18 protein-coding genes are annotated in these 23,361 nt (G+C 30.8%); 14 read left to right on the forward strand and 4 right to left on the reverse strand.

Annotated elements, in window-relative coordinates; all coding sequences use genetic code 11:
• The first annotated feature begins 14 nt into the window (after positions 1-14).
• From QHG34_RS07665 to QHG34_RS07710, 10 genes are all read left to right on the forward strand, one after another.
• Complete coding sequence (locus QHG34_RS07665) at positions 15-1,247, forward strand: site-specific integrase (RefSeq protein WP_282629622.1); 1,233 nt, start codon at positions 15-17, stop codon at positions 1,245-1,247.
• Positions 1,244-1,954 carry a hypothetical protein gene (locus tag QHG34_RS07670; RefSeq protein WP_282629623.1) on the forward strand — a complete coding sequence of 237 codons (711 nt, stop codon included), beginning with the start codon at positions 1,244-1,246 and terminating at the stop codon, positions 1,952-1,954. Before QHG34_RS07665 ends, QHG34_RS07670 begins: the two co-directional genes overlap by 4 nt.
• A gap of 59 nt (positions 1,955-2,013) precedes the next feature.
• The gene (locus QHG34_RS07675) at positions 2,014-2,289 is read left to right on the forward strand and encodes a helix-turn-helix domain-containing protein (protein ID WP_282629624.1); all 276 of its coding nucleotides are present in this window, start codon (positions 2,014-2,016) and stop codon (positions 2,287-2,289) included.
• Positions 2,290-2,843: 554 nt separating this feature from the next.
• Positions 2,844-3,431 carry a hypothetical protein gene (locus QHG34_RS07680; protein ID WP_282629625.1) on the forward strand — a complete coding sequence of 196 codons (588 nt, stop codon included), beginning with the start codon at positions 2,844-2,846 and terminating at the stop codon, positions 3,429-3,431.
• Positions 3,424-3,588, forward strand: a complete 165-nt coding sequence (locus QHG34_RS07685; protein WP_282629626.1) for a hypothetical protein — start codon at positions 3,424-3,426, stop codon at positions 3,586-3,588. The genes QHG34_RS07680 and QHG34_RS07685 overlap by 8 nt, the downstream gene beginning before the upstream one ends.
• A gap of 59 nt (positions 3,589-3,647) precedes the next feature.
• The gene (locus QHG34_RS07690) at positions 3,648-3,896 is read left to right on the forward strand and encodes a hypothetical protein (protein ID WP_282629627.1); all 249 of its coding nucleotides are present in this window, start codon (positions 3,648-3,650) and stop codon (positions 3,894-3,896) included.
• A gap of 52 nt (positions 3,897-3,948) precedes the next feature.
• Positions 3,949-6,786, forward strand: a complete 2,838-nt coding sequence (locus QHG34_RS07695; RefSeq protein ID WP_282629628.1) for an SNF2-related protein — start codon at positions 3,949-3,951, stop codon at positions 6,784-6,786.
• A 6-nt stretch (positions 6,787-6,792) separates the two neighbouring features.
• Positions 6,793-9,759: a site-specific DNA-methyltransferase gene (locus tag QHG34_RS07700; protein ID WP_282629629.1), complete on the forward strand. Its 2,967-nt coding sequence runs from the start codon at positions 6,793-6,795 to the stop codon at positions 9,757-9,759.
• 6 nt (positions 9,760-9,765) lie between these two features.
• Entirely contained in the window at positions 9,766-12,963 is a 3,198-nt protein-coding gene (locus tag QHG34_RS07705) for a DEAD/DEAH box helicase family protein (RefSeq protein WP_282629630.1), read from the forward strand.
• A 233-nt stretch (positions 12,964-13,196) separates the two neighbouring features.
• Positions 13,197-13,895 carry a hypothetical protein gene (locus QHG34_RS07710; RefSeq protein WP_282629631.1) on the forward strand — a complete coding sequence of 233 codons (699 nt, stop codon included), beginning with the start codon at positions 13,197-13,199 and terminating at the stop codon, positions 13,893-13,895.
• Positions 13,896-13,958: 63 nt separating this feature from the next.
• Here the strand turns inward: QHG34_RS07710 and QHG34_RS07715 are convergent, their stop codons facing one another.
• From QHG34_RS07715 to QHG34_RS07730, 4 genes are all read right to left on the reverse strand, one after another.
• Positions 13,959-16,340: a GumC family protein gene (locus QHG34_RS07715; RefSeq protein WP_282629632.1), complete on the reverse strand. Its 2,382-nt coding sequence runs from the start codon at positions 16,338-16,340 to the stop codon at positions 13,959-13,961.
• A gap of 2 nt (positions 16,341-16,342) precedes the next feature.
• The gene (locus tag QHG34_RS07720) at positions 16,343-17,104 is read right to left on the reverse strand and encodes a polysaccharide biosynthesis/export family protein (RefSeq protein ID WP_282629633.1); all 762 of its coding nucleotides are present in this window, start codon (positions 17,102-17,104) and stop codon (positions 16,343-16,345) included.
• Positions 17,094-18,950, reverse strand: coding sequence for a polysaccharide biosynthesis protein (locus QHG34_RS07725; protein ID WP_282629634.1), 1,857 nt, complete (start codon positions 18,948-18,950; stop codon positions 17,094-17,096). The genes QHG34_RS07720 and QHG34_RS07725 overlap by 11 nt, the downstream gene beginning before the upstream one ends.
• Before the next feature lie 181 nt (positions 18,951-19,131).
• On the reverse strand, positions 19,132-20,424 hold the full coding sequence (locus tag QHG34_RS07730) for an OmpA family protein (RefSeq protein ID WP_282629635.1): 1,293 nt from the start codon (positions 20,422-20,424) through the stop codon (positions 19,132-19,134).
• A 225-nt stretch (positions 20,425-20,649) separates the two neighbouring features.
• Between QHG34_RS07730 and QHG34_RS07735 the strand changes: the two genes are divergently transcribed.
• The 4 genes from QHG34_RS07735 (at position 20,650) to QHG34_RS07750 (ending at position 23,349) form a co-directional block, all read left to right on the forward strand.
• On the forward strand, positions 20,650-21,585 hold the full coding sequence (locus tag QHG34_RS07735) for a ribose-phosphate pyrophosphokinase (RefSeq protein ID WP_282629636.1): 936 nt from the start codon (positions 20,650-20,652) through the stop codon (positions 21,583-21,585).
• 43 nt (positions 21,586-21,628) lie between these two features.
• Positions 21,629-22,213 (forward strand): 50S ribosomal protein L25/general stress protein Ctc, encoded by a 585-nt coding sequence (locus tag QHG34_RS07740; RefSeq protein WP_282629637.1) that lies wholly within the window; start codon positions 21,629-21,631, stop codon positions 22,211-22,213.
• 143 nt (positions 22,214-22,356) lie between these two features.
• A complete protein-coding gene (locus tag QHG34_RS07745) occupies positions 22,357-22,791 on the forward strand; it encodes an RrF2 family transcriptional regulator (protein ID WP_282629638.1) in 435 nt (144 codons plus the stop codon).
• Positions 22,792-22,851: 60 nt separating this feature from the next.
• Positions 22,852-23,349: a hemerythrin domain-containing protein gene (locus QHG34_RS07750; protein ID WP_282629639.1), complete on the forward strand. Its 498-nt coding sequence runs from the start codon at positions 22,852-22,854 to the stop codon at positions 23,347-23,349.
• Positions 23,350-23,361 lie beyond the last annotated feature (12 nt).

Genomic DNA, 23,361 nt, shown 5'->3' on the forward strand with positions numbered 1-23,361 from the left:
AAACGCTTAGTATTATGAATGTAACTTTCGTATTAGCAAAACCATCTTCAAACTTAGAAACGACAATAGAAATGGTAGTGAGATGGGATTCGCAACAAATTAGAATAAGCTCTAAAAAGAAAATATTGCCAAAAAATTGGAATCCTTTAAAAATGAAAGTTAAGGACTCTAATTTTAATAAAACTGGTCTAGAAATTAACTCTCATCTAGAGAAGATGAAATCATCAGCTACGGATGTATATATTTTTTTAACTAATGGGTTTGGAAGACCTCCGCTGAAAGAAGAATTTAAAGTGAAATTTAAGAATTATTTTTTTGGTGGTGGTAAAATTGATTCAAAACCTAAAATTACAACATTGGTAGAAGCATTCAATTTGTATATCAAAACTAAAACGTATTTAAAAGAATCATCTATTCAAACGATCAATCAAACAAAGACAAATATTGTGAATTATGAACTTCTAAATAAAGAAATAGTTACATTAGATAATTTTGATGTTAATATAAGGAATAGCCTTATTGATTTATTTTTTGAATTAGATTATAAAGGACCAACTATTTATCGTCGTTTAAAATATATAAGGACAGTTTTGAAGTTTGCTGAAGAATTAGGATATTCTGTACATCCTTACTATAAAGTTAATTCATTCTTAACTAAGGACGAGGAGTCTTATCAAATTGCTTTAACGGAAGAAGAGTTGAATGAGTTTATTAACCTAGATTTGAATTATGATAGTTCACTTGAATTAGTTCGAGATCAATTTTTAGCCTTAGTAATTACTGGACAGAGGTTTTCAGATTTAAATAAGATTACTTCTAATTATGTTGATGATGATGGATCACTTAAATTTATTCAAGAGAAAACCAAAATATCAGTTCATTTTCCGTTGATGAAAAATTTGAAACAAATTTTAGACAAATATCCTTTGGGTTGGCCAATTCGATATTCGAATCAAAAGTTTAATAAAAAACTACAAGCTATAGCTAAGAAATGTAGTTTGTTAGAGCGTCCATTAATAAATAATGAGAATATTAAGAGAATGGATAAGATTTCATCACATACAGCACGTCGATCTTTTGTTACCATTTATTATTCTAAAGGGGTTCCATTAGATGTTATTATGCTAGCAACTGGTCATAAACAAGAGAAGACGGTGAAAGGTTACATTAAAATGAATAAAAACCAAGAAGCTAGATTGCTGGAAATGGTATTAAAAGATGTAGAAATTAATATATCAAACGAATGAAATTTTTAGAATATTGGGAGGTTTTTGATGGATTATTAGAAATATCAATAGAAAAGGACTTTAAAGATTCAGTTGATTATACAGAGCTATTCAAAAGATTAATTACTTCAGGGGAGGAAGAAAGTATTGATTGGGACTTTAATCATTTTGAAACGTTTGAATTACTTTTAAATAACAAATTAAAGGGTAAAGATCTCATCGAAGAAAAAAATTTGATCCAGGCGGAGCAAGAAAAAATACTTGATAGATTATCTTATGATGGTGGATCTTTTCAAACGATTATTTTTAACGATCTCTTCTTTGATTGGATTGATACAAAAATGGTTGATAATGTAAAGCTTCAGCAATATAAGAAACTTCAGTATTTGAAGGGGAAATTAGATCGAATCGATGCAGCAGCTAACGATCCAAACAATTTTGACGCTGATGATCCGAAATTTGATTCTATCGCTAAAAAAATAATTGCATTGTACAAGCTGGGTATTTTAGATCATTTGGATAATAATAATAAATTAGTGGTATCGACAAATGCGAAAGCTAGGATTGTTAGTTTAATAACAGGAGATAATGTTACTACAATTCAATCGGCATTAAATGCGATGGTTAAAGGAAATATTGGTAAAAATAATCCACTAAACTCCACTAAGAGTTGTAATGAAGTAGACGTAATTCTTAACAAAATCGGAGCTAAAATAATTAAGGAATGACGAATTAGGGAATCCCTAATTTTAGTTCATGGTAGTTTTGGAGTAGAAAATTAAAACGCATGAACAACTTAATTATGAACGAGGCTTTCGTTCAACAAATCGTAAAAGAACAAGTAGCAAAAGAACTTGAAAAGAATAAACAAGAACTAAAGGAAAAGGATACCTACTTAACAAAAGAAGAAGCTGCATCAATGTTTGGTATTTCAGTTTCTTCCGTAGATAATTACAAACGTAATGGTCTAATCCCGTATACCAAAATCGGTCGAGCAGTACGTTTTACTCTTCACGATTTGAAGAACTCAATAATTCTCCAAAAGAAAGGTAAAAGTAGATAACAACCTCCCTACGGGGAGGGGTATCTCCGTATCCGCTTAGATAAGGGGTACCTCCGCAATAAATTTCTTATCGAGCAGGTCGCTCCAAAAAAATTTCTAAAATTTTTCATTAAATAGGTTTAAAGTCTTAATGTGTACATACTAGGCAGTATTTTGTATTGCCTAAATGTCACGTTATTAGTTTATAAAGTGACATTTTACGGATTGGATTTCAGTTAAATGATCTGGATTTTAGTTAGTGTTTTCTCATAAAAGAGCGAAAAAAAGAAATTACCAGAAATTGATGTGACATAACTACAAGAATTTGATGTCACTATTTGTAGAATAAAACAAGGTTAATTAACTCTATTTCATTTAATTGTAAATATTTAAAAATTTTAATGTCTTATCTGACATAAGCGACTATTTATAATAAATGAGTAATGGGGCTCATTATATCTTATTATATAATAATAGAATATGGTGAATAATAATATTTTAAAAAATTAAGAATGTGGAATACAATAGAATTTTATAGGAGAACTAATATAATAGATGTCTCGTATAGAACACTTATGAGACAAATTGGAAAAATATATGGTGTAAATGATGTAGTAAAAAAGAAAGTAATCAATGGATCAGAAACTTGGTTAATCAATTACAAATTCATTCCAGAGTATTTTCAAAGAAAAAGAAAGTTAAAATCTAATATTGATGATTTTAACCAGAAGATGGAAAAGAAGGTAAGAAAAGTAAAATCCACTTTTATTGTACCAGTTGACATTGATAAATATAACATTGAAATGAGTATAAACTTCAAAGACGATTACGATAAGGATTATTATGAATATATAGTAAAGGATTTATTTCTGCGATCCTGTTTTGATATGTTTTATGTAATAGAGGAAGATTCTATTGGTTTTAATCATTTGCACGTTGGAATAAAAGGTGATGATACGCAAGAACTCAAATTAATTTTACGACATACGTATGATTACCTTCATTTGCATGATTACGATGGTGATAAAAACAAAATATTTTCAAAACAAACAAATGTTGCCGTTATCCGTAATCACAATGCTTACCTGGACTACCTGAAGAAAGGATCGACAATAGAATTCTTATTAAAGAAGAATAATTTAGAATTATTTGTAGATGGATAATATATATAAATTAGTTGAGGTAATTACCCAACAAAGTATTGCTGAAGATTGGTTAGAAGCAAAGAAAGAATGGGTTCCGTTTGACTTTTATTGTGATAATTCTGGTGTAATAGGTTGTTCGTATAGTAAGTTACCAACAATGAATATATATGTGTGATAAAGCATAAGTTGTCGGGAAAAACATTGATTGTAGGAAACTGCTGCGTCACAAAATTCATGGATTTGCCTATAAGTAACAAGATCTTTACATCAGGAAGTAAGTTGAGAAAAGATATTTCAAAAAGTCTTAATGGCGATGTTATTCATCGTTTAAAGGAAATCAGTATCATAAATCATTACGAGTATCAATTTTATTTGGACCGTAAGAACAAAAAGAAATTGACGGATAAGCAAAAAGTATTCAAAATTAAAACTAACCAAAAATTCTTGAATTGGTTAACAAGTTGTAAAAAAACCACATCATAATTGATGTGGTTTTTTTGTATATTCATAACCGAATTACATTATTGATTATAATATGATCAACCAATACCAAGCTAAATATTACGCATACGAATTGTCTAAAAAAGCAACATCAGATAGTCCTGAAAAGTTCGGAGCTACCTTGATGGATGCAAAAGTAGAATTAAATCCTCACCAAGTTGAAGCTGCTTTGTTTGCTTTTAAATCTCCTTATTCTAAAGGTGCTATTCTTGCAGACGAGGTTGGTTTAGGTAAAACCATTGAAGCAGGAATTTTATTAAGCCAAAAGTGGGCAGAAGGGAAAAAGAAAATTTTAATTATTTGTCCTTCCTCTCTACGTAAACAATGGGTAAACGAATTAGAAGATAAATTTTATTTAAAAGCTGAAGTATTAGATAATATATCTTACAATAAAAAAGCTAAATCTGGAATTAAAAATCCATTTGATAATGGCCATACAATAAAAATTTGTAGTTATCAATTTGCTCGAAAATGCGCGGAAGAAATACAATTGACTTCGTGGGATTTGGTTGTATTAGACGAAGCACACTATTTAAGAAATGCATACAAATATGGTAACGTGACTGCTCAAACCATTCAAAATGCAATCCGTGATTATAAAAAAGTGTTACTTACTGCCACACCTTTGCAAAATAGATTAGATGAATTGTATGGTTTAGTTTCTTTTATCGATCCTGAGATTTTTGGTGACATTAAAAGTTTTAGACGCAATTATATTTTAGAATCTGGTAACCGAGATATTGAAGGGTTAAAAAACAGGTTAAATTCAATTGTACATCGGACGTTACGTCGTGATGTTAAGGAATTCATCAATTATAGAGAACGTATCCCAATTACTCAACAATTTATTCCTACAGAAAAAGAACAGGAGTTATATGAAAAGGTTTTAGAATATCTAAGACAAGAAAGAACCTATGCTTTTCCGCCAGCTCAAAAACATTTGATGCAGTCAGTAATTTTTAAATTACTAGGTTCATCTTCTTTCGCAATTAGTAGAACACTAGAATCTTTATTAAAAAGGTTAAGAATACTTTTAGAATCATCTAAAGTAGTAGAAGATGATTTGTATGAAATGTTTCTAGAAGAATATGAAAATCTAGATGATGAATTTGATGAAGGTGAAATTATTGATGATGATGATTTTAATGAAATTACCTTAGATGATAAAATTGCAATAGAAGAGGAGATCAAGCAGCTAGAAGAATTTTTAATTCTTGCGAATAGCATACAACATAATGAAAAGGGTGAAAAATTATTAATTGCTTTAGAACAAGGCTTTACAAAATTGAATGAGTTAGGTGCAAAGCAAAAAGCATTGATATTTACAGAATCAACTAGAACACAGCAATATTTATTAGAGCGTTTATCGAAAGAAAAATATGCAGGAAGAATTTTAATCTTTAATGGGAATAATTCTGATCCTATATCAAATCAAATTTATCGTGATTGGATTGCAGATGATAAAAATGTAGGAAAAGTAACGGGTTCTAAAGCCGTTGATATCAGACAAGCCTTAGTAGATGCTTTCAGAAGTGATCAATATGATATAATGATTGCGACAGAAGCTGCTGCTGAGGGGATCAATTTACAGTTCTGTAGTATGATTGTCAATTACGATTTACCTTGGAATCCACAGCGTGTAGAACAACGCATTGGCCGTTGTCATCGCTATGGACAAGAGTATGATGTGGTGGTTGTAAATTTCATTAATGCAGCGAATGCAGTAGAAACTAGAGTATACGAATTACTAGAAAATAAATTCCGTTTATTCGATGGTGTTTTTGGTTCTTCAGATGAGGTTTTAGGTTCAATTGAAAGTGGTGTTGATTTTGAAAAACGAATCATTGAAGTTTACAAAATGTGTCGAACAAAAGAAGAGATAGAAAACTATTTCAACCAGCTGCAAAGTGAATTCGAAGACCAAATCAATCAAAAAGTTAAAGACGTACAATCTAAATTGTTTGATCATTTTGAAGCAAGTGTAATTGATAAACTACGTACAACTTATTCGGACACGATTGTGTTTATAGAGAAATTTGAAAAATGGTTATGGGAGTTAACCCAGTTTTACCTTCAAAACAGAGCACAATTTATATTTGATGATTATACCTTCATTTTAGATAATGGTGAAAAATATACATTAAATAAAAAACGTGAAGATGCTAAACGATTTTTAATAAATGGATCAATTGCTCAAAAAATTATCATCCAGGGTAAAAAGGAAAAAACACCTTCTGCTCATCTTTCTTTTGATTGGAGTAAAGTAAATGTTACTCATACAGATGTTAGTAATCTAAAATCTAAGTCAGGCGTATTAAGAGTTAGTAATTTAGAGGTTTCTTCTGAAATTGAATCACATTCCGTATTACTTTTTTCTGGTATTACTACCGAAAACGAGGTTTTAAATGACGATATTTGCCGCTTTATTTTAGGGCTTAATTCTACAATAAATGATACTTTTAAAGGTGATTTAGATGCAATTGAAAAATTTCATGCTAAAGTTAAAGCAGAAAGGCTAAAGTATCTCGAAGATACAGATGCCGCTTTAATGCAACGCGAATTTAAAAAATTCCACAATTGGGCTGATGATAAGATTTTTGAATTAGAATCCGAATTAAAAGAGGCTAAGAAAGAAGAAAAAGAAATTGATAAAGCTGCGATGCAAGAAGGATTATCAGGTGCGGAAGCTTTAGCGATGCAGGAAAAATTAGCAAAGGCAAAGAAAAAAGTATCACGCCTGAAAAGAGAAATGTTTGATCGTGAAGAGGAAATTGAAGCTGAACGCGATCAAATGATTGCTGAAGCGAAGAATAAATTAAACAGAACAATAACAGAAGAAGAAGTGTTCACCATTTCTTTTGAATTGATATAATAAAACATGAGTAACTATAATAAACTTCAAGACGTTTTAAAAGAAATATTTGAGATGGATAAGGCGGATTTAGATTTTGGAATCTACCGCATTATGAATCAAAAACGTGATCAGGTAATGGATTTTATAGATCGTAAATTACCGAAAGATATTAAAGACATATTAGCGCAAACACAATCAAAAGATTCTACTTCTATTCAAGCAGAATTAGATAAAGCGATTAAATCTGCGCAAGATTTAGGTGTGGAGCCAGATACTTTACCTAAAGTAATCGAGTTAAAAGCGCAACTGAATAATGCGATTGATACCAATGCTTTAGAGCAGGAAGTATTCTCACATTTGGCGAATTTCTTTAAGCGTTATTACAAAGACGGCGATTTTATTTCGTTACGTCGTTACAAGAAAGACGTGTATGCCATTCCTTATGAAGGGGAAGAAGTAAAACTACATTGGGCAAACCATGACCAATATTATATCAAAACATCGGAATATTTAAAGAATTACAGCTTTAAATTAAAAGATGGAAAATCGGTTCATTTCCAATTAAAGGAAGCTTCTACGGAACAAAACAACAATAAAGCACAAGGTGATCAAGAGCGTCGTTTTGCTATTTATGAGGAGCAACCTGTGGAAGTAATCGATGGACAATTATACATCAACTTTACGTATGAACCGCACAAGAAAACGGTAAAACAAGCTGACCTAGAAGCGAAGGCAATTGAAGTGATTCAAAACAATATTCCTGCTGAATTTGCTTTAGCATTTGACAAAGCGCCAACAGAGAAAAATAAGAATCGTACCATTGTAGAGAAACATCTGAACGATTTCATTTCTCGTAACAGTTTCGATTATTTCATCCATAAAGATTTAGGTGGATTCTTACGTCGTGAGTTAGATTTCTACATCAAAAATGAAGTTTTATACATCGACGATATCAATACCGAAAATCCAGCCTATTTTACAGCGCAGTTATCCAAGATAAAAGCGTTGAAAACCGTTGCTTCTAAGATTATTACCTTCTTAGCGCAGATAGAGGATTTCCAAAAGAAATTATGGTTAAAGAAAAAGTTTGTGATCAGTACCCATTACTGCATCACCTTAGACCGTATTCCTGAAAAATATTATGCCGAAATTGTGGCCAACCAAGCACAATTAGACGAATGGAAAGAATTGTTTGACATTGTCATTCCGAACGGTAGTGAGGAATCTCTACGCAACGAACCTTATTTGGTTCTGGATACCAAACATTTCTCCGAAGAATTCAAAGATAAATTATTAGCCGAATTCGACAATTTAGACGAAGAAACTAATGGGCTATTAATCAATTCTGAGAATTTCCAAGCATTGAATGTATTGCAAGAAAAATATCAGGAGCGTATTTCATTAAATTATATAGATCCACCTTATAATACTTCTGCTTCAGAGATATTATATTTAAATGGATTTAAAAGTGCTTCATGGATGTCATTAATAGAAAATAGAGAGTTATTATCAAAAAAATTATTATCGAATTCAGCTGTTAAAATTGTAGCTATAGATGATACAGAATTTAATAATATTTCTTTTATCCTTCGTGAAGTTCATTCTGATAAAGATATTAATAATGTCATTGTAAATCATCATCCTGCAGGGGCTGGATTAACAGGGACAAATATTTCAACTACTCATGAATATGCGATATTTTTGACGCCCAAAAATAAAAAGGTATTATTTGGTGAAAAGAAAGAAGCTGGTATTGGGAAAATTGGATTTATTAGAACCGGAACTGCTGAAAGTAACTTAAGAATTGGAAGACCTAATAGTTTTTATGCTGTCTTGGTTGATAGTAATTATAATGTTGTAGGTATAGAAGTTCCACCCAAAATCAATGAATCTTACCCTGAAGAAAACACAGTTGATGGTTTAATAAGAATTTATCCTAAAAGTAAGGATGGAACAGAAAGAGTTTGGAGAAGATCATATGAATCTTGTTTGAAAGAGATTGAAAACAATAATATTATTTGTTCTCCAAATTTAAGTCTAAGTTTAATCTCTGATAATGAAGAATCTTCAAAACCTATTTTTAGTAACTGGACTGACACGAAATATAATGCTGGTGTTCATGGAACTAATGTGTTAACTAATATAATTGGTAAACCACTATTTAGCTATCCCAAGTCAATTTACAATTTGTATGATTGTATTTATTACTCTACAAATCTAAATAGTTTAATTTTAGACTACTTCGCTGGATCAGGAACTACAGGTCACGCAACTATAAAACTAAATCGTGAAGATGGTGGTAATCGTAAATACATCTTGGTAGAAATGGGTACATATTTTAATACAGTAACCAAACCACGTATTCAAAAAGTCATCTACACCGACAACTGGAAAAACGGTAAACCACAAGATAAAGCGGGTATTTCGCAACTATTCAAATACCAAGTCTTAGAATCGTACGAAGATGCCTTAAACAATTTGCAGTTACCGAATAAAACCAATGCCGCTTTATTAAACTTTGAGGAGCAAGCGCAAGAAGAGTACCTCTTAAACTATATGTTGGATGTAGAAACACAAGATCATTTGTTCAATGTTCAAATGTTCCGCAATCCATTCAATTACCAATTAAAGGTGACAGAGAATAACGAGTTGGTACCTACGAAAGTAGATTTAGTAGAAACCTTCAATTATTTAATTGGCTTGTATGTAGAACGTGTACAACGTGTAGGCGATATCAAGTTTGTAGAAGGTAAAACCAGAGAGGGCATCAAAACTTTAGTGATTTGGCGCAATCTGGAAACCACCAGCAATGAAGAAACCGCACAACGTTTCCGTAAAATTTACGACAGCGTACGTTCTTCGGAGTTTGACCAAATCTACATCAACGGCGATCATCATTTCGACAATATGCGCACTGGTGAAGATAATTTCAAAGTAAAACTAATCGAAGAAACCTTCTTCAAGCAAATGTTTAATATTTCGGAATTGTAATAAGATATGGCAAACTTTCACGACAAGCTCGTACTCAATAAGTATATGCTATCTCTTTTCGGAATTGATAGCATTGGTAAAAAAATCATCGGTAAAAAAGGTGTAGAAATTTTTACCGATTTAAAGCTTTCTTCTAACGAAGGATATACCGAAGAAGGGAATACCAAATATTTGCAAGCTTTAATTGCGCATATGTACAATAACAAACATATGACGGCTACGATGCTGCAAACCTATGACGAAAATATTGTTCGTTATACCAAACAAATTTCTGAAAAACGTGAGGAACAGATTACTTGGAAGTATTTCCAATACCTTTCTTTATTGTTCACAGAAGTGTACTTGGATAAGTATTTTAGTAACAAAGTAAAGTTGTTGGCAGATGTTAATGAATATGTGAAAGAATTCAATCTGAAACAAGCTGAAGCCAATGCAGGAAAGAAAAAAGATAAAGATACTTTTATTGCACAGCCATTTACTTTAGAAAACCTAAACAAATTAGCTTTTTGGAATGCAACAGGTTCGGGTAAAACCTTATTGATGCACATCAACATCAAGCAATATTTGCATTATGCTAATCAATACAACCAAGGGCACCAAAACAAAGTATTGTTAATTACGCCAAATGAAGGATTAACCAAGCAACATTTAGCGGAATTTAAGCTTTCTGATATTAGAGCGAATAACTTCTCTAAGAACGATTCTGGTATGTTTTCGGGTAAACAAGTAGAAATCTTAGAGATCACTAAATTAGCTGAAAACAGTGGTGATAAAACAGTTGCAGTGGAAAGTTTCGAAACCGACAACTTAGTTTTGATTGATGAAGGTCACGGAGGAATGTCTGGTGACTCATGGAAAAAATTTAGAGATCAATTGAGCTTAACAGGTTTTGCTTTTGAATATTCGGCAACATTTGGACAAGCAATTAATGCAGCTTCGGGAGCGAAGAAAACCGAGTTTACACAAGAATATGCTAAAAGTATTTTGTTTGATTATTCGTACAAATATTTTTATGAAGATGGATATGGTAAAGATTACCGAATTCTAAATTTAAAAGAAGATAATACCGCTTATCAGCAATTATATTTAACAGCGAATTTAGTTTCCTTCTTTCAACAACAATTGATTTTTAAGGAACAGAAAACTTCGTTGAGGGATTTTTTATTGCATAAGCCTTTATGGATTTTTGTAGGTGGCAAAGTAAATGCAGTTCGTAAAGAAGGAGGAAAAGATGTTTCGGATGTTTTGGAAATTATTTATTTCCTGACCGAATTCTTAAAGAATCCAACGGTTTCTATTCAGAATATAGAAGCTGTCATCACTGATAAAGCAGGATTGGTAGACAAAAATGGGTATTCTATTTTTGAAACATCATTTTCCTACATCAAAGAACAAAATCTAGATGCTACAACCATTTTCAATTTGATTAATGAATTGGTATTCAATAACACCACAATTGGTGCTAATCTGTATGTAGATAATCTGAAAGGTGCAGATGGTGAGTTAGGTTTACGAGTAGGAGATACAGATAAATATTTTGGTGTTATCAATGTAGGTGATGAGAAAAAACTATATGAGTTAGCGGTTGCCAATAATGTGTTGGGTACAGAACGTGATTTCTCTGATTCTTTATTTAAAAAGATTAACGAAGATACTTCATCCATTAATTTATTAATTGGCTCTAAAAAGTTCTCAGAAGGTTGGTCATCTTGGCGTGTATCGTCGATGGGATTAATGAACGTAGGAAAAAGCGAAGGTTCGCAAATTATTCAGTTATTTGGTCGAGGTGTTCGTTTAAAAGGGTATAACTTCTCATTAAAGCGTTCAACAGGTTTAGATGATTATCAAAAACCTGATAATATCAAAGCGTTGAAAAAATACCTAAGACATTTAGAAACACTTCAGATTTTCGGTGTAAAAGCCGACTATATGGAGAAATTCAAAGAATTCTTAGAAGAAGAAGGTTTGCCAACGAACGATTCGGCTTGGATAACGATAAAAGTTCCAACGATTCAGAATGACATTGTACAACAAAATAGACTAAAACTAATTGCTGTTAAAGATTCTGAAAACTTTAAACAGAAGGTTCTTGTATCCTTAGTGTACAATGCATCCATTTTTGATGGGAAAATAGTAGAGTTAGATTGGTATCCAAAAATTGATGTATTAGAGAAGAAAAGCTCTGGTAATGCAGTAAACAAAAACAGTAGCTTTTTAAGCTCAAAGCATATATCATTTTTAAATTGGAATGCTATTTACTTAGCCCTTCAGAATTTTAAAGCGGATAAAGGTTATCACAACCTTAAAATTGAATTAGATCAATTACAAGCCATCTTAAATGAAGTGTCTTGGTATAATTTATTAATACCTGCGCACAAATTAGAATTTAAGCAATTTAGTAATGTACAGATTTGGCAAGAATTAGCCATTACCTTACTAAAGAAATACATTGAGCAGTTTTATTTATTCTATAAGAATGAATTCAATTCAGACCACGTAGAAGCGATTCAATTAAGTGGTACGGATGATAATTTCCTTCTAGAATATGACTTCAGATTAAATACGGAAGAAGAAATAGAATACTATCAAAATAAAATTGAACAGCTGAAGACTGAGGTAATGGATCCAGCTTTTGATAATATTCAAATAGGAACTGAAGTATCTGCTTTTGATAATTTATTACATTTATATAAACCTTTAGTTTATGTAGGTAAAGGATATAAAGAAAAATTACAAGTAAGTCCTATTCCTTTAGATGCTTCTGAAAAACAGTTCTTAGATGATTTAATTACTTATATAGGAACTAAACCTGAACATTTAGAAGGTAAAGAAGTTCATGTACTGAGAAATCAAAGTAAAAAGGGATTAGGTTTCTTTACAGATGGTAATAATTTTTATCCTGATTTTATTTTATGGATTGTACAAGGTGATAAACAAACTATTAAGTTCATTGATCCGAAAGGTATTCGAAATTCGAAAGGTATTAATGATCCAAAGATTCAATTTTTCAAAGTCTTAAAGGATAAGATTCAACCACAAGTTGAAAATGCTGGAATAGAATTAGATTCTTATATTGTATCCAATACATCCTACTTAGAAGTAAATTGGAAGGATAATTTAAGTATTGAAGAATTCAATAATAACCATGTGTACTTTCAGAAAGAGAATGTTGGTGAGTATATTAAAAATATTTTAATTAATTAGATTTTCATCCGTGATTTCATCCGTTTTTATATGTGATTGTAGAAAATTCCTTTAAAATAGAGAGTTATTGTAAGTCCCGCCAGCTCCACTAAATTCCTTTAAAGTGAAATTTAAAGGAATTTTTATTTTTAATTGAAACTTAATCATCTTTGACACTTATCATTTTAAGAATAATAAAAACTACCTTATCTTAGTAGAAGAATTAACACTTTACTTTTAAGACAATTAAATTTATGAGCTCGTACGAATATTATAACTTTCCTATTCAGTTAGTAAATGGATTTTTAGATGATTCTAAAAAAACATTAATTGATATTTCACATTATTGTATTTATAGGGTTTTTATTGATAATTTCGAGAAATATTCGGGTTCTTTTACGGGATATCAAAAAGCTTGTGATGATTTTGGAATTGAATTTAAGAATGTTGCTGCAGCTTATCAAAATGGAAAAGACTTGTATGAAGCGACTATAGATAAGAGTCCAATGGTTGGTATGACTTCTGAAATGTATTGGGACTATATGACGAATGAGAAATCTGAGTTTGAGAAAGTTTTACTACTTGGAGATCTTGCTTTCAAAAGTATTTTAGGGGCTAAATCATATATTAAATTAGATAATAAATACTGGTTTAGTAGAATGAATGGATCTGCTAAATCAATTTTAAAAGATGAACTTTCTCCAAAATTACAGCGTTATTTGAATGAATATCAAACAAAGAAAATCAAAAATCAGTTAATTGCAAATTGGGGTTTAGCTTCATATTCACGATATAACAGAGGTTTTTATGTTAGTTATAAAATGTCACTTGATGATTTAGCCTATCACGCAGAGAAAATAAGAAAATCTACCCAAGATAAAAAGATTAAGAATGATGTAAAGTCTGCTCATGAAAAAGCCCTGGAACGTTTAGCTAACGAGAATACAAAATAAAATTTATACATTTTCATATTATAAAAAAACCTGAAGTTAACTTCAGGTTTTTTTATATAATAATTATTTTCTTTTGAATAAGTTCTTGAAGAATCCTCCAGAATTAAGGTTGTCACCATATCCATATCCGTATCCATATCCGTATCCATAACCTTTAGAGAAATCAACATCATTGATAACCATAGCCATGTTTTTAAGACGATCTTCACGATATAAATCTTTTGGAATAGCTAACATACGTTTATCTAAATAATTAGCGCGTACAACGTACATTGTAATATCTGCTTCATTAGCTATTAATAAAGTATCTGTAACTAAACTAACAGGAGCTGTATCAACAATGACATAATCATAATGTTCTTTACCATAAGCAATAATATCTTCGAAACGACCATTCATCAATAATTCTGATGGATTAGGGGCTATTTGTCCAGAATAAATTACATCAAATTTATAATGAGCAGGTTTCTTGATGATAATATTATCTATTGATACATCCTGAGAGATTAAATACTCTGTTACACCATATTTATTAATATACTGATCTGTAATTCCTAAATAATCTAAAACCTTTGGACTACGAATATCAGCACCAATTAATAAAACTGATTTACCTGACATTGTAAGAATCTGCGCAAGATTTGTTGAAATAAATGACTTTCCTTCACCACTTGTTGTAGATGTAATATAAATACATTGAGGATCAGTTGAATTTTTTAATAAGAAATTGACATTTGTTCTTAAAATACGGAATGCCTCAGCAGCACTAGAGTTATCATTGTTTTCTAAAATCGTAATATTACTTTTAGGAACTTGACCAGCAATAGGAGCACCAACAATATCTTCTACTTCTTCTTTAGAATTAACCGTATTATTTAATAACTTATAAATATAAATACAAACAAAAGGAATAACGAAACCTAAAACCAAGGCTCCTAAGAAAATAATACTCTTTTTAGGGGATACGGGTACTTTTTCATCATAAGCATAATCAATTACCTTAATATTCTCAGGTGTTGCAGCAGATTTTATTTCATTTTCTTCACGTTTTTGTAATAAGAAAAGGTATAACGCTTCTACAATTTGTTGTTGACGAGAAATGTCTCTGAAACCACGCTCTTGACTTGGTACTTTTTGAATTTTTCCAGCAATTTGATTTTGTTTTCCCTGAATTGTACTTAAAATAGTTTGCGTATTGTTTCTATATAGTCTTAAACTATTTTTTAAATTTCTTTTTACATCACTAATCTGTTCCTGTAATTTGATTACGTTTGGATGTTCATTTGTTACAGACTTTAACATATCTTCTTTAGCAAGAACTAATTCATTATATGAAGCAATTTCAGAAGAAATAGATTTATCTTCTAAACCAATATTAGAAGGTAATAAATCTGTACGAGATGTATTAAGCGCTCCATTCATGTAATCGACAAGCTGTAATTGTGTAGAAGCATCTAATAATTTCTTTTCATTATCAGCTGCACTTTCTAAGAAAATATTAGCTTCAGAAGTAACATCTGTAATATTATTACTTTGTTTAAATTGTTCTAATTGCTTATCAACGCCATGTAAATCTCCACTAACAATAGCTAATCGAGAATCAATAAATTTTGATGTTGCTTCAGTTAATTTCTTATTATCACCAACAATATCTTTGTTGTAATTAATAATTAAATCATTAATTACTTTTTTTGAAATTTCAGGAACTGGACCAACTAACGAAAAATTAATGATTTTTGAACTTTTTTCACTATTAGGAGAAATTGAAAGTTTCTTTTGATAGTTACCAACTACTTTGTCAATAGAACTTAAATTAATTACATATTCATTACCAATTGATTTTGTTAGATTATTGTTAGGACTAATAACAAAACTTCCTATTTTGTCATTAATTTTTTGACCAAATGAATATTCTTTTTCTGAAGAAGTTGTTTTATTTGTTAAAATAAACTTTGTCGCTGATTTTATTTGTACAATAAATTGAGCTTTTAAGTCCTCCTTAACTTTATCTGATTCGTTAAGAAAAATAATTTTAATAGGAGATTTTTCGTGCGTTAATTCAATTTCAGCAACACGTCCTTTACTAAAGTATTGAATGTTTAGATTATTCTCTTCTACAACTTTGGTAAGTAGACGTTTTGATTTTAACACATCAATTTGATCGCCTACTTCTGCATTTCCACCAGAGCCACCCCCAAGCATTGCTTGGTCCATTAGTCCAGCTAGTTCACCTGTTGCAGATTCTTTTTCATTTAATAAAATTTTTGCAGATACTTGATATTGCTTTTGTGCATATTTTACGTAAACAAATGCGATAATTAAGGATACAAAAATTCCCAAAACAAACCATTTCCAATAATATAAATATTGTTCAAGTATTGCTCTGATATTAATCGTTTCTTCAGTTTCGTCAAACTGATTGTTGTCAAACTTATTCTTACTCATTTTTATTTAGCTATAACAGAAATAACAGAAATAATAACACCAGCTACAGAAATCCACAATGAATAGTTTGGTGTGAATTTAGAAGCTGATATTTTTGCATTATTTGGCTCAACATATACAACGTCATTTTGAGCTAAATAATATACAGGAGAGTTTAATATTTCTTTTGAAGTTAAATCGACATTATAAGTTTGTTTCTGTCCATTTTGTTCACGAATTACCATTACATTACTTCTTACACCATTTATAGTTAAATCACCTGCCATCCCTAATGCATCTAATATTGAAATTCTTTCATTTGGAATAGTAAAGTTTCCAGGTTTTGCGACTTCACCTAAAACACTAATTCTAAAATTAGTATAATTAATGTTTACACCAGGGTTTACAATATATTTTGAAAGTTTTATCTTTAGCTCATTTTCAGCTTCAGTACGTGTAAGTCCACCTACTTTTACTTGACCTAAAATAGGATAATTGATAAATCCATTTTCATCAACAGTATACACTTTTGCATAAGGACTATTTGGTACACTTGAGTTTAATTGATACACACTTTGTTGATTAAAAGGTTCCGTTGCTTTCATATCTGCTGCACTTATGCTTATCGCCAACATATCTGATGATTGTATTTTTGGGATATATTCTTCGTATTTTGTAAAAGAATTTTGTTCACCTTGAAAATAAACTAATTCTTTTCTAGATGCACATGAGGTAATGATCAGTAATGTAAAGATCAATAAAAATTTTGAAATTTTATTTTTCATAAATTAAGCTATCAAGTTTTTCAAATTCTGAGTTCTGAGATTTAAATTCAGGGACGATTTCTTTAATTTTAGCGACTAAATTCATAATTTGTTCATGCTTTTCAATATTAGCAGATTCGTAACAAAGTTCTTCAATAAGAATCTTATTATTTTGACATTTGCTTGTACTAACTTTTGCAATCATAATTTTTTCATGATGAGTTTTCATTGTATTCTCATCATTTGCTAACAATTCTTCAAAGATTTTCTCTCCCGGACGCAAACCTACGATTTTTATATCAATTTCTTCAGGGTATTTAAATCCACTTAATCGAATCATACGTTTTGCTAAATCAATTATTTTCATAGATTCGCCCATGTCAAATACAAAAATCTCGCCACCTTTTCCCATAATTGCAGCTTCTAAAACTAACTGACAAGCTTCTGGAATTGTCATAAAATAGCGTGTAATATCAGGATGAGTTACTGTTAAAGGTCCTCCACCTTCTAATTGGCGTTTAAATAGAGGAATCACTGAGCCATTTGAACCTAATACATTACCGAATCTGGTAACGATAAAATTGGTTTTCGAATTCTCATGTAGACAGTTTACATAAATCTCGGCAACTCGTTTTGTAGCACCCATGACATTTGTTGGATTTACGGCTTTATCTGTAGAAACCATTACAAATTTTTCAGCATTATACTTATCTGCTAAATCTGCAATAATTTTTGTTCCATAAATGTTGGTGTTAATTGCTTCGTAAGGAAATTTTTCCATTAAGGGCACATGCTTGTATGCGGCTGCATGGAAAATAATTTGAGGAAGATATTTTGCGAATAAACTATTCATACGTTTGTAGTCTTTTACACTAGAAACGATGTATTGAATTCGATTTAGTTTATCTTCTGATAATTGATTTTTAAGTACTTGTTGCAAATCATAAAGAGCAGATTCTGCTTGATCAATAAGAGTTAATTGCTCAAAATCCATCATTGCAATCTGTCTAGAAATTTCACTACCAATAGAACCTGCAGCCCCTGTAACTAAAACTTTTTTACCAGAAATGCTTTGATTAATTATGGGATTGTTCAATTTAATAGATTCTCTTCCTAATAAATCCTCAATTTTTAATTGAGTAATTTGATTTGATTTGTATGTTCCATCAATATATTTAGATATAGGAGGAATAATTTTTATGCTAACAGGAAGTTCTTCGAGTGTTTTCGAAATGTTTAATAATCGATTTGTACTAACACTTTGAATTGAAATAATAATTTCAGTAACACCACTTTTATCAATAAAATGTTCTGTAATATCACTAATTGGATAGATTTTTATTCCATCAACTATTTTACCAACTTTGTTATTGTTATCATCAATAAAACCTAAAACTTTATAATTTGATTGAGTGTCATTTTGTAGAATATTTCGTGTAATATAGCCAGAATCACCAGCTCCATAAATCAATACTTTTTTGATCACACTACTTCTCGAAAAGTAATATTCGTAAATCCACTTGTAATATAATCGAGCAACAACCATAGTGATTGTAGTGATAAGTAAATGAACAAATATGACAGAATAAGACATTCTGAAAATCATCGAAATACTGTTTGTTTCAGTAGTGTCTTTTTCAATGAATTGTCGGAATATAAAAGAGACAAAAAATAGTACTAAGAAGGCTGTTGTATTCGAAATAAAGACGTTTTCAGCATCTTTTAATCCAGTTTTTTTAACAATACCTTTGTAAGTCTTGAAGTACAAGAAACACGCAAGGTATATTGCTGTAATAATAGGTAGTTTGAATACTAATTTTTCAATACTAAACGTATTTAAAAAACTATTCAAAATAAAATTACTCACAATATAACTAACAAAAACGATAAGTATATCTATAATTAATACTACCCATCTAGGAGCATTAAAATGTTGGTTAAAGGGGTTCAAATTCTATAGTATTTTAAGTGGAAGTAAATATAAAAAAAAAACAGGAATGTTTATCATAAAAGATAACATTCCTGTTTAAATTTTCAATATTTAAAGGTTATTTTACACGGAAAACAACTCTTCTTGCTAATTGATGAGAAGAAACTTGAGAATTTTTGAATTCTTTATCTTCACCTTCAGCAACTGTAGTTAATTGAGAAGCGTTTGCTCCTTGGCTAACTAAGATAGCTTTTACATTTTCTGCTCTTCTACGAGATAAATCTTTGTTGAAAGCATCACCTCCAACTGGATCAGCAAATCCTAAGATATCGATTTGAGCATTTGGTTTAGCTTTTAAGTACTCAGATACAAATTTGATACCACCTACTGATTGTTGGTATGGTTTGTCAGAATTGTAATCAAAGTATACATTGATAATACCAGAGTTGATCATTTGCTCTAAGAAATCAGCATCGTTAACGATTGTTGTATTTCCTCCTGCATTTTGTTTGATGTACTCTTCGATGTTATCAGGAATTCCGTTTCCGTTGTGGTCAATTGTAACACCTTTAGTATCAACAACTGCTCCTGGAGCTGAATCTGGCTCTTGATCTAAGTAATCAGCAACACCATCAGCATCAGTATCTTTTAACATTTGTTCGATATTAGAGATACGATCTTCTAAGTCAGAACGAGTTGGTTCGTAAACCCAGTCAGCATGTTTTTCATTTTTACCTAAGTAAAATGTTAAACCTAAAGTAGCATTCCAAATTTCACCTCCAAATCCTGAACCTGAAGTATTAGATGTTCCATCAAAAGTTACATTTTGACGAATATTTCTAACGTAAGATACATCTCCTGTTAAAACAACACGATCAGTTAATCTTAATTGTGGAGTTAAACCAACCATTACGTTTGCCATGTTATCATTGTCATCAATGATTTTACCGCTAACACCGTCAGTTTTGTCATTATTCATGATAGAAATACCAGCACCACCATGAGCTAATAATCCAATTCTGTTAGTCCAAGTTTCAAAGTTTAAAACACGTCCAACATTAACAACACCTTGTAAATCTACACGGTAGTAGTTTGAACGAAAACGAGCTACTCCTTCACCTTCTTTGATTCTATCGTAAGCACCGTCTAATTTTAAACCAAATTTGTTGTTAAACATGTAACGTACTCCAAAATCAGCGTGGAAGAAACTTGGTGTTTCTGAATAATAACCAGGAGCAAAAGCTTTTCTAGCTTTTACAGCACCTCCATTCGCTTCAATAGACCATTTGTTAAATGAATTACTGCTTGTTTCAGTACCAACACTTTCAATGCTAGTTGCTTGAATTGAATCTTGCGCTTGAGCGAAAATTCCTAAACCAATAACACTTAATAAGTATGAAATCTTTTTCATAAGGATATATTTTTTGCAAAATTAAATTATAATTAACTAATACTTTGATATTAAACTGTTAAAAAACGTTTAAATGTAATAAAAGTCATGTTTTATTAAAAACATCAATATCAAATTTGTGCAGAACTCTTTTCAATTATTGTGCCGAAAATTATTTTATATTTTTTTTATACTTTATTCAATACATTTAAATTATTTTTGCACAAATATTTCCCAAACAAAACAATGGAACAATCTGCATTTCTTTTTTCAACTAGAGGATCGGTTGATTTAGCAACAAAAATTGCTGAACAATATGGTCAAGAACTTGGTAAATCTAAAATCGTCGAGTTTAGTGATGGCGAATTCGTACCTGCTTTCGAACAACCAATTCGTGGAGCACGCGTTTTCTTAATTGGTTCTACAATGCAACCAAATGATAATTTAATGGAATTACTTTTAATGTGTGATGCTGCGAAAAGAGCATCTGCAAAAAGTATTACTGCTGTAATTCCTTATTTTGGTTTTGCTCGTCAAGATCGTAAAGACGCACCTCGTGTGCCAATCGGAGCTAAATTAGTAGCTAAAATGTTAATGACAGCAGGAGCAACTCGTGTTATGACAATGGATTTACATGCTGATCAGATTCAAGGATTTTTTGAAGTTCCTGTGGATCATTTATTTGCTTCAACAATTTTTGTTGAATATATAAAAGGATTAGGTTTAGATAATATTTGTATTGCATCTCCTGATATGGGTGGAGCAAAACGTGCAAATACTTACGCTAAATACTTAAATGCTGATATTGTAATTTGTCACAAAGAACGTAAAGTTGCAAATCAAGTAGATAGTATGATGTTAATTGGAGACGTTACAGGTAAAAATGTAATTTTAGTTGATGATATGATTGACACTGCTGGTACTTTGGCTAAAGCTGCAGAATTAATTATGTCGAAAGGAGCATTATCTGTACGTGCAATTGCAACTCATGGTGTACTTTCTGGACCTGCATATGAGCGTTTAGAAAACTCTATGTTAGACGAAATTGCTGTAACTGATAGTATTCCATTAAAAAATACTTCCGTATCTAAAATAAAAGTATTATCTTGCGCTCCGCTTTTCGCAGATGTTATGCATTTAGTACATAGCAACAAATCAATTAGTCAACGATTTGTAATTTAATAGATTAGCAAAAAAAAAGAACAATTTTTATTAAATATATATTATGAAGTCAATTACAATTCAAGGTGTAAAAAGAGAAGACTTAGGTAAAGTGGCAACACGTAACCTTCGTAATGCTGAACAAGTACCTTGCGTGGTTTATGGTTCAGGAGAGCCTATCCACTTTTCTGCTGAAGAAAAAGCATTCAAATCATTAGTTTATACTCCAGAAGCTCACACAGCATCTATTGAGTTAGCAGATGGTACTAAAATTGAAGCTATTTTACAAGATATTCAATTTCACCCAGTAACAGATAGAATCTTACATATTGATTTTTATCAATTAAGTGCAGACAAAGTTGTTACTATGGAAGTTCCTGTACGTTTAGTAGGACGCGCTCGTGGTTTGGTTTCAGGAGGGGTTTTACGATTTAACATGCGTAAATTAAAAGTTCGTGCTATTCCAGCAAACTTACCAGACGAAATCGAAATCGATATCACACCAATGAGAATTGGTCACAAAATGTATGTTGAATCATTGAAAAATGATAACTATACATTCGCTCATCCAGATAACGCAGTAGTAGTAGCAATCCGTACTTCTCGTAATGCAGTTAAGGATGCTGATCAAGACGAAGACGAAGAATAAGAATTATTTCTTTTCAAATAAGTTAAACCACTCAAAATTTTTGAGTGGTTTTTTTTTATTTTTAATAAATTTAATATAGATAAATTTGTCCGAATTAAATATTGTCTTATATTTGCCTTATAATTAAAGAGTAAAGAAATTAGATGTTTTCAAAAGCGTGTGAATATGGTATTAAAGCTTGTGTATTTATTGCACAAGAGTCTGTTGCAGGAAAACGTGTTAATCTGAAACAAATTTCTAATTCTATTAATTCACCCGAAGCCTATACAGCCAAAATTTTGCAACAATTAGTAAAAGCTAATGTAATTACTTCTGTTAAAGGTAAAATGGGAGGATTTGAAATGAATCCTGAGCATTTACAAGAAATTAAATTAGTTCATATCATCAAAGCTATTGACGGAGATGGTTTGTATCATAGTTGTATTCTTGGTTTGGTTGAGTGTGATGCCAATAAACCATGCGCTTTACATAGCCGCGTTTTTGCAATCAGAAATGATTTACGTAAAATGCTTGAAGATACGTCAATGTTTAATTTAATTGATGATATAGAAAAAGGCTTAGCTTTCTTAAAGCATTAAAAAAAATTCTTACAAAATAAGATAAAAATATCCGAATATCCGATTTAAAAATATGTCTCTATGAAACTGACAATAGAAATTCCACAGAATAATTTAACAAATGTTGCATACAACGTTAGTTTAAACTTAAATGAAGCTTGTTCTAGACATCACAAAACATTGTTTTTTTGTTGGAATATTCGTGCCGGAATTGATAATGGAGTAGATATACAACGTATTATTGATTATGTAAATTGGTATGGTGAAGAGATCTTGTTTAAAAAATTTGAGATAGAAGAAAAAAGCCTTTTTTCACTTTTAGACGAAGATCATTATTTGGTAAAAAGAGCGTTGAAAGAGCACAGAAGAATAAAGCGTTTGTTCAAAATAGACGCAAAAAATCCGATGAAAAGTTTGATTTATATCGAAGAAGAATTGGATTTACATATCAGATTTGAAGAGAAACAAATGTTCCCAGAATTTGAGAAAAATGCAACACAAAAAAAGTTAAAAGCGATTAAAGAACAATTTAATTCACTTTTAACTAACACAGATTGGAAAGATCAATTTTGGTTATAGATCTTTATAGCT

This window comes from Empedobacter sedimenti (genome assembly GCF_030005555.1).
In the GTDB taxonomy this organism is placed as follows: Bacteria; Bacteroidota; Bacteroidia; order Flavobacteriales; family Weeksellaceae; genus Empedobacter; species Empedobacter sedimenti.

What these genes read in the sequence shown, in the direction of transcription:
- QHG34_RS07665 (WP_282629622.1), top strand. Translation starts at nt 15, where the DNA reads ATGAATGTAACTTTCGTATTAGCAAAACCATCTTCAAACTTAGAAACG.
- QHG34_RS07670 (WP_282629623.1), top strand. Translation starts at nt 1,244, where the DNA reads ATGAAATTTTTAGAATATTGGGAGGTTTTTGATGGATTATTAGAAATA.
- QHG34_RS07675 (WP_282629624.1), top strand. Translation starts at nt 2,014, where the DNA reads ATGAACAACTTAATTATGAACGAGGCTTTCGTTCAACAAATCGTAAAA.
- QHG34_RS07680 (WP_282629625.1), top strand. Translation starts at nt 2,844, where the DNA reads ATGAGACAAATTGGAAAAATATATGGTGTAAATGATGTAGTAAAAAAG.
- QHG34_RS07685 (WP_282629626.1), top strand. Translation starts at nt 3,424, where the DNA reads ATGGATAATATATATAAATTAGTTGAGGTAATTACCCAACAAAGTATT.
- QHG34_RS07690 (WP_282629627.1), top strand. Translation starts at nt 3,648, where the DNA reads ATGGATTTGCCTATAAGTAACAAGATCTTTACATCAGGAAGTAAGTTG.
- QHG34_RS07695 (WP_282629628.1), top strand. Translation starts at nt 3,949, where the DNA reads ATGATCAACCAATACCAAGCTAAATATTACGCATACGAATTGTCTAAA.
- QHG34_RS07700 (WP_282629629.1), top strand. Translation starts at nt 6,793, where the DNA reads ATGAGTAACTATAATAAACTTCAAGACGTTTTAAAAGAAATATTTGAG.
- QHG34_RS07705 (WP_282629630.1), top strand. Translation starts at nt 9,766, where the DNA reads ATGGCAAACTTTCACGACAAGCTCGTACTCAATAAGTATATGCTATCT.
- QHG34_RS07710 (WP_282629631.1), top strand. Translation starts at nt 13,197, where the DNA reads ATGAGCTCGTACGAATATTATAACTTTCCTATTCAGTTAGTAAATGGA.
- QHG34_RS07715 (WP_282629632.1), bottom strand. Translation starts at nt 16,340, where the DNA reads ATGAGTAAGAATAAGTTTGACAACAATCAGTTTGACGAAACTGAAGAA.
- QHG34_RS07720 (WP_282629633.1), bottom strand. Translation starts at nt 17,104, where the DNA reads ATGAAAAATAAAATTTCAAAATTTTTATTGATCTTTACATTACTGATC.
- QHG34_RS07730 (WP_282629635.1), bottom strand. Translation starts at nt 20,424, where the DNA reads ATGAAAAAGATTTCATACTTATTAAGTGTTATTGGTTTAGGAATTTTC.
- QHG34_RS07735 (WP_282629636.1), top strand. Translation starts at nt 20,650, where the DNA reads ATGGAACAATCTGCATTTCTTTTTTCAACTAGAGGATCGGTTGATTTA.
- QHG34_RS07740 (WP_282629637.1), top strand. Translation starts at nt 21,629, where the DNA reads ATGAAGTCAATTACAATTCAAGGTGTAAAAAGAGAAGACTTAGGTAAA.
- QHG34_RS07745 (WP_282629638.1), top strand. Translation starts at nt 22,357, where the DNA reads ATGTTTTCAAAAGCGTGTGAATATGGTATTAAAGCTTGTGTATTTATT.
- QHG34_RS07750 (WP_282629639.1), top strand. Translation starts at nt 22,852, where the DNA reads ATGAAACTGACAATAGAAATTCCACAGAATAATTTAACAAATGTTGCA.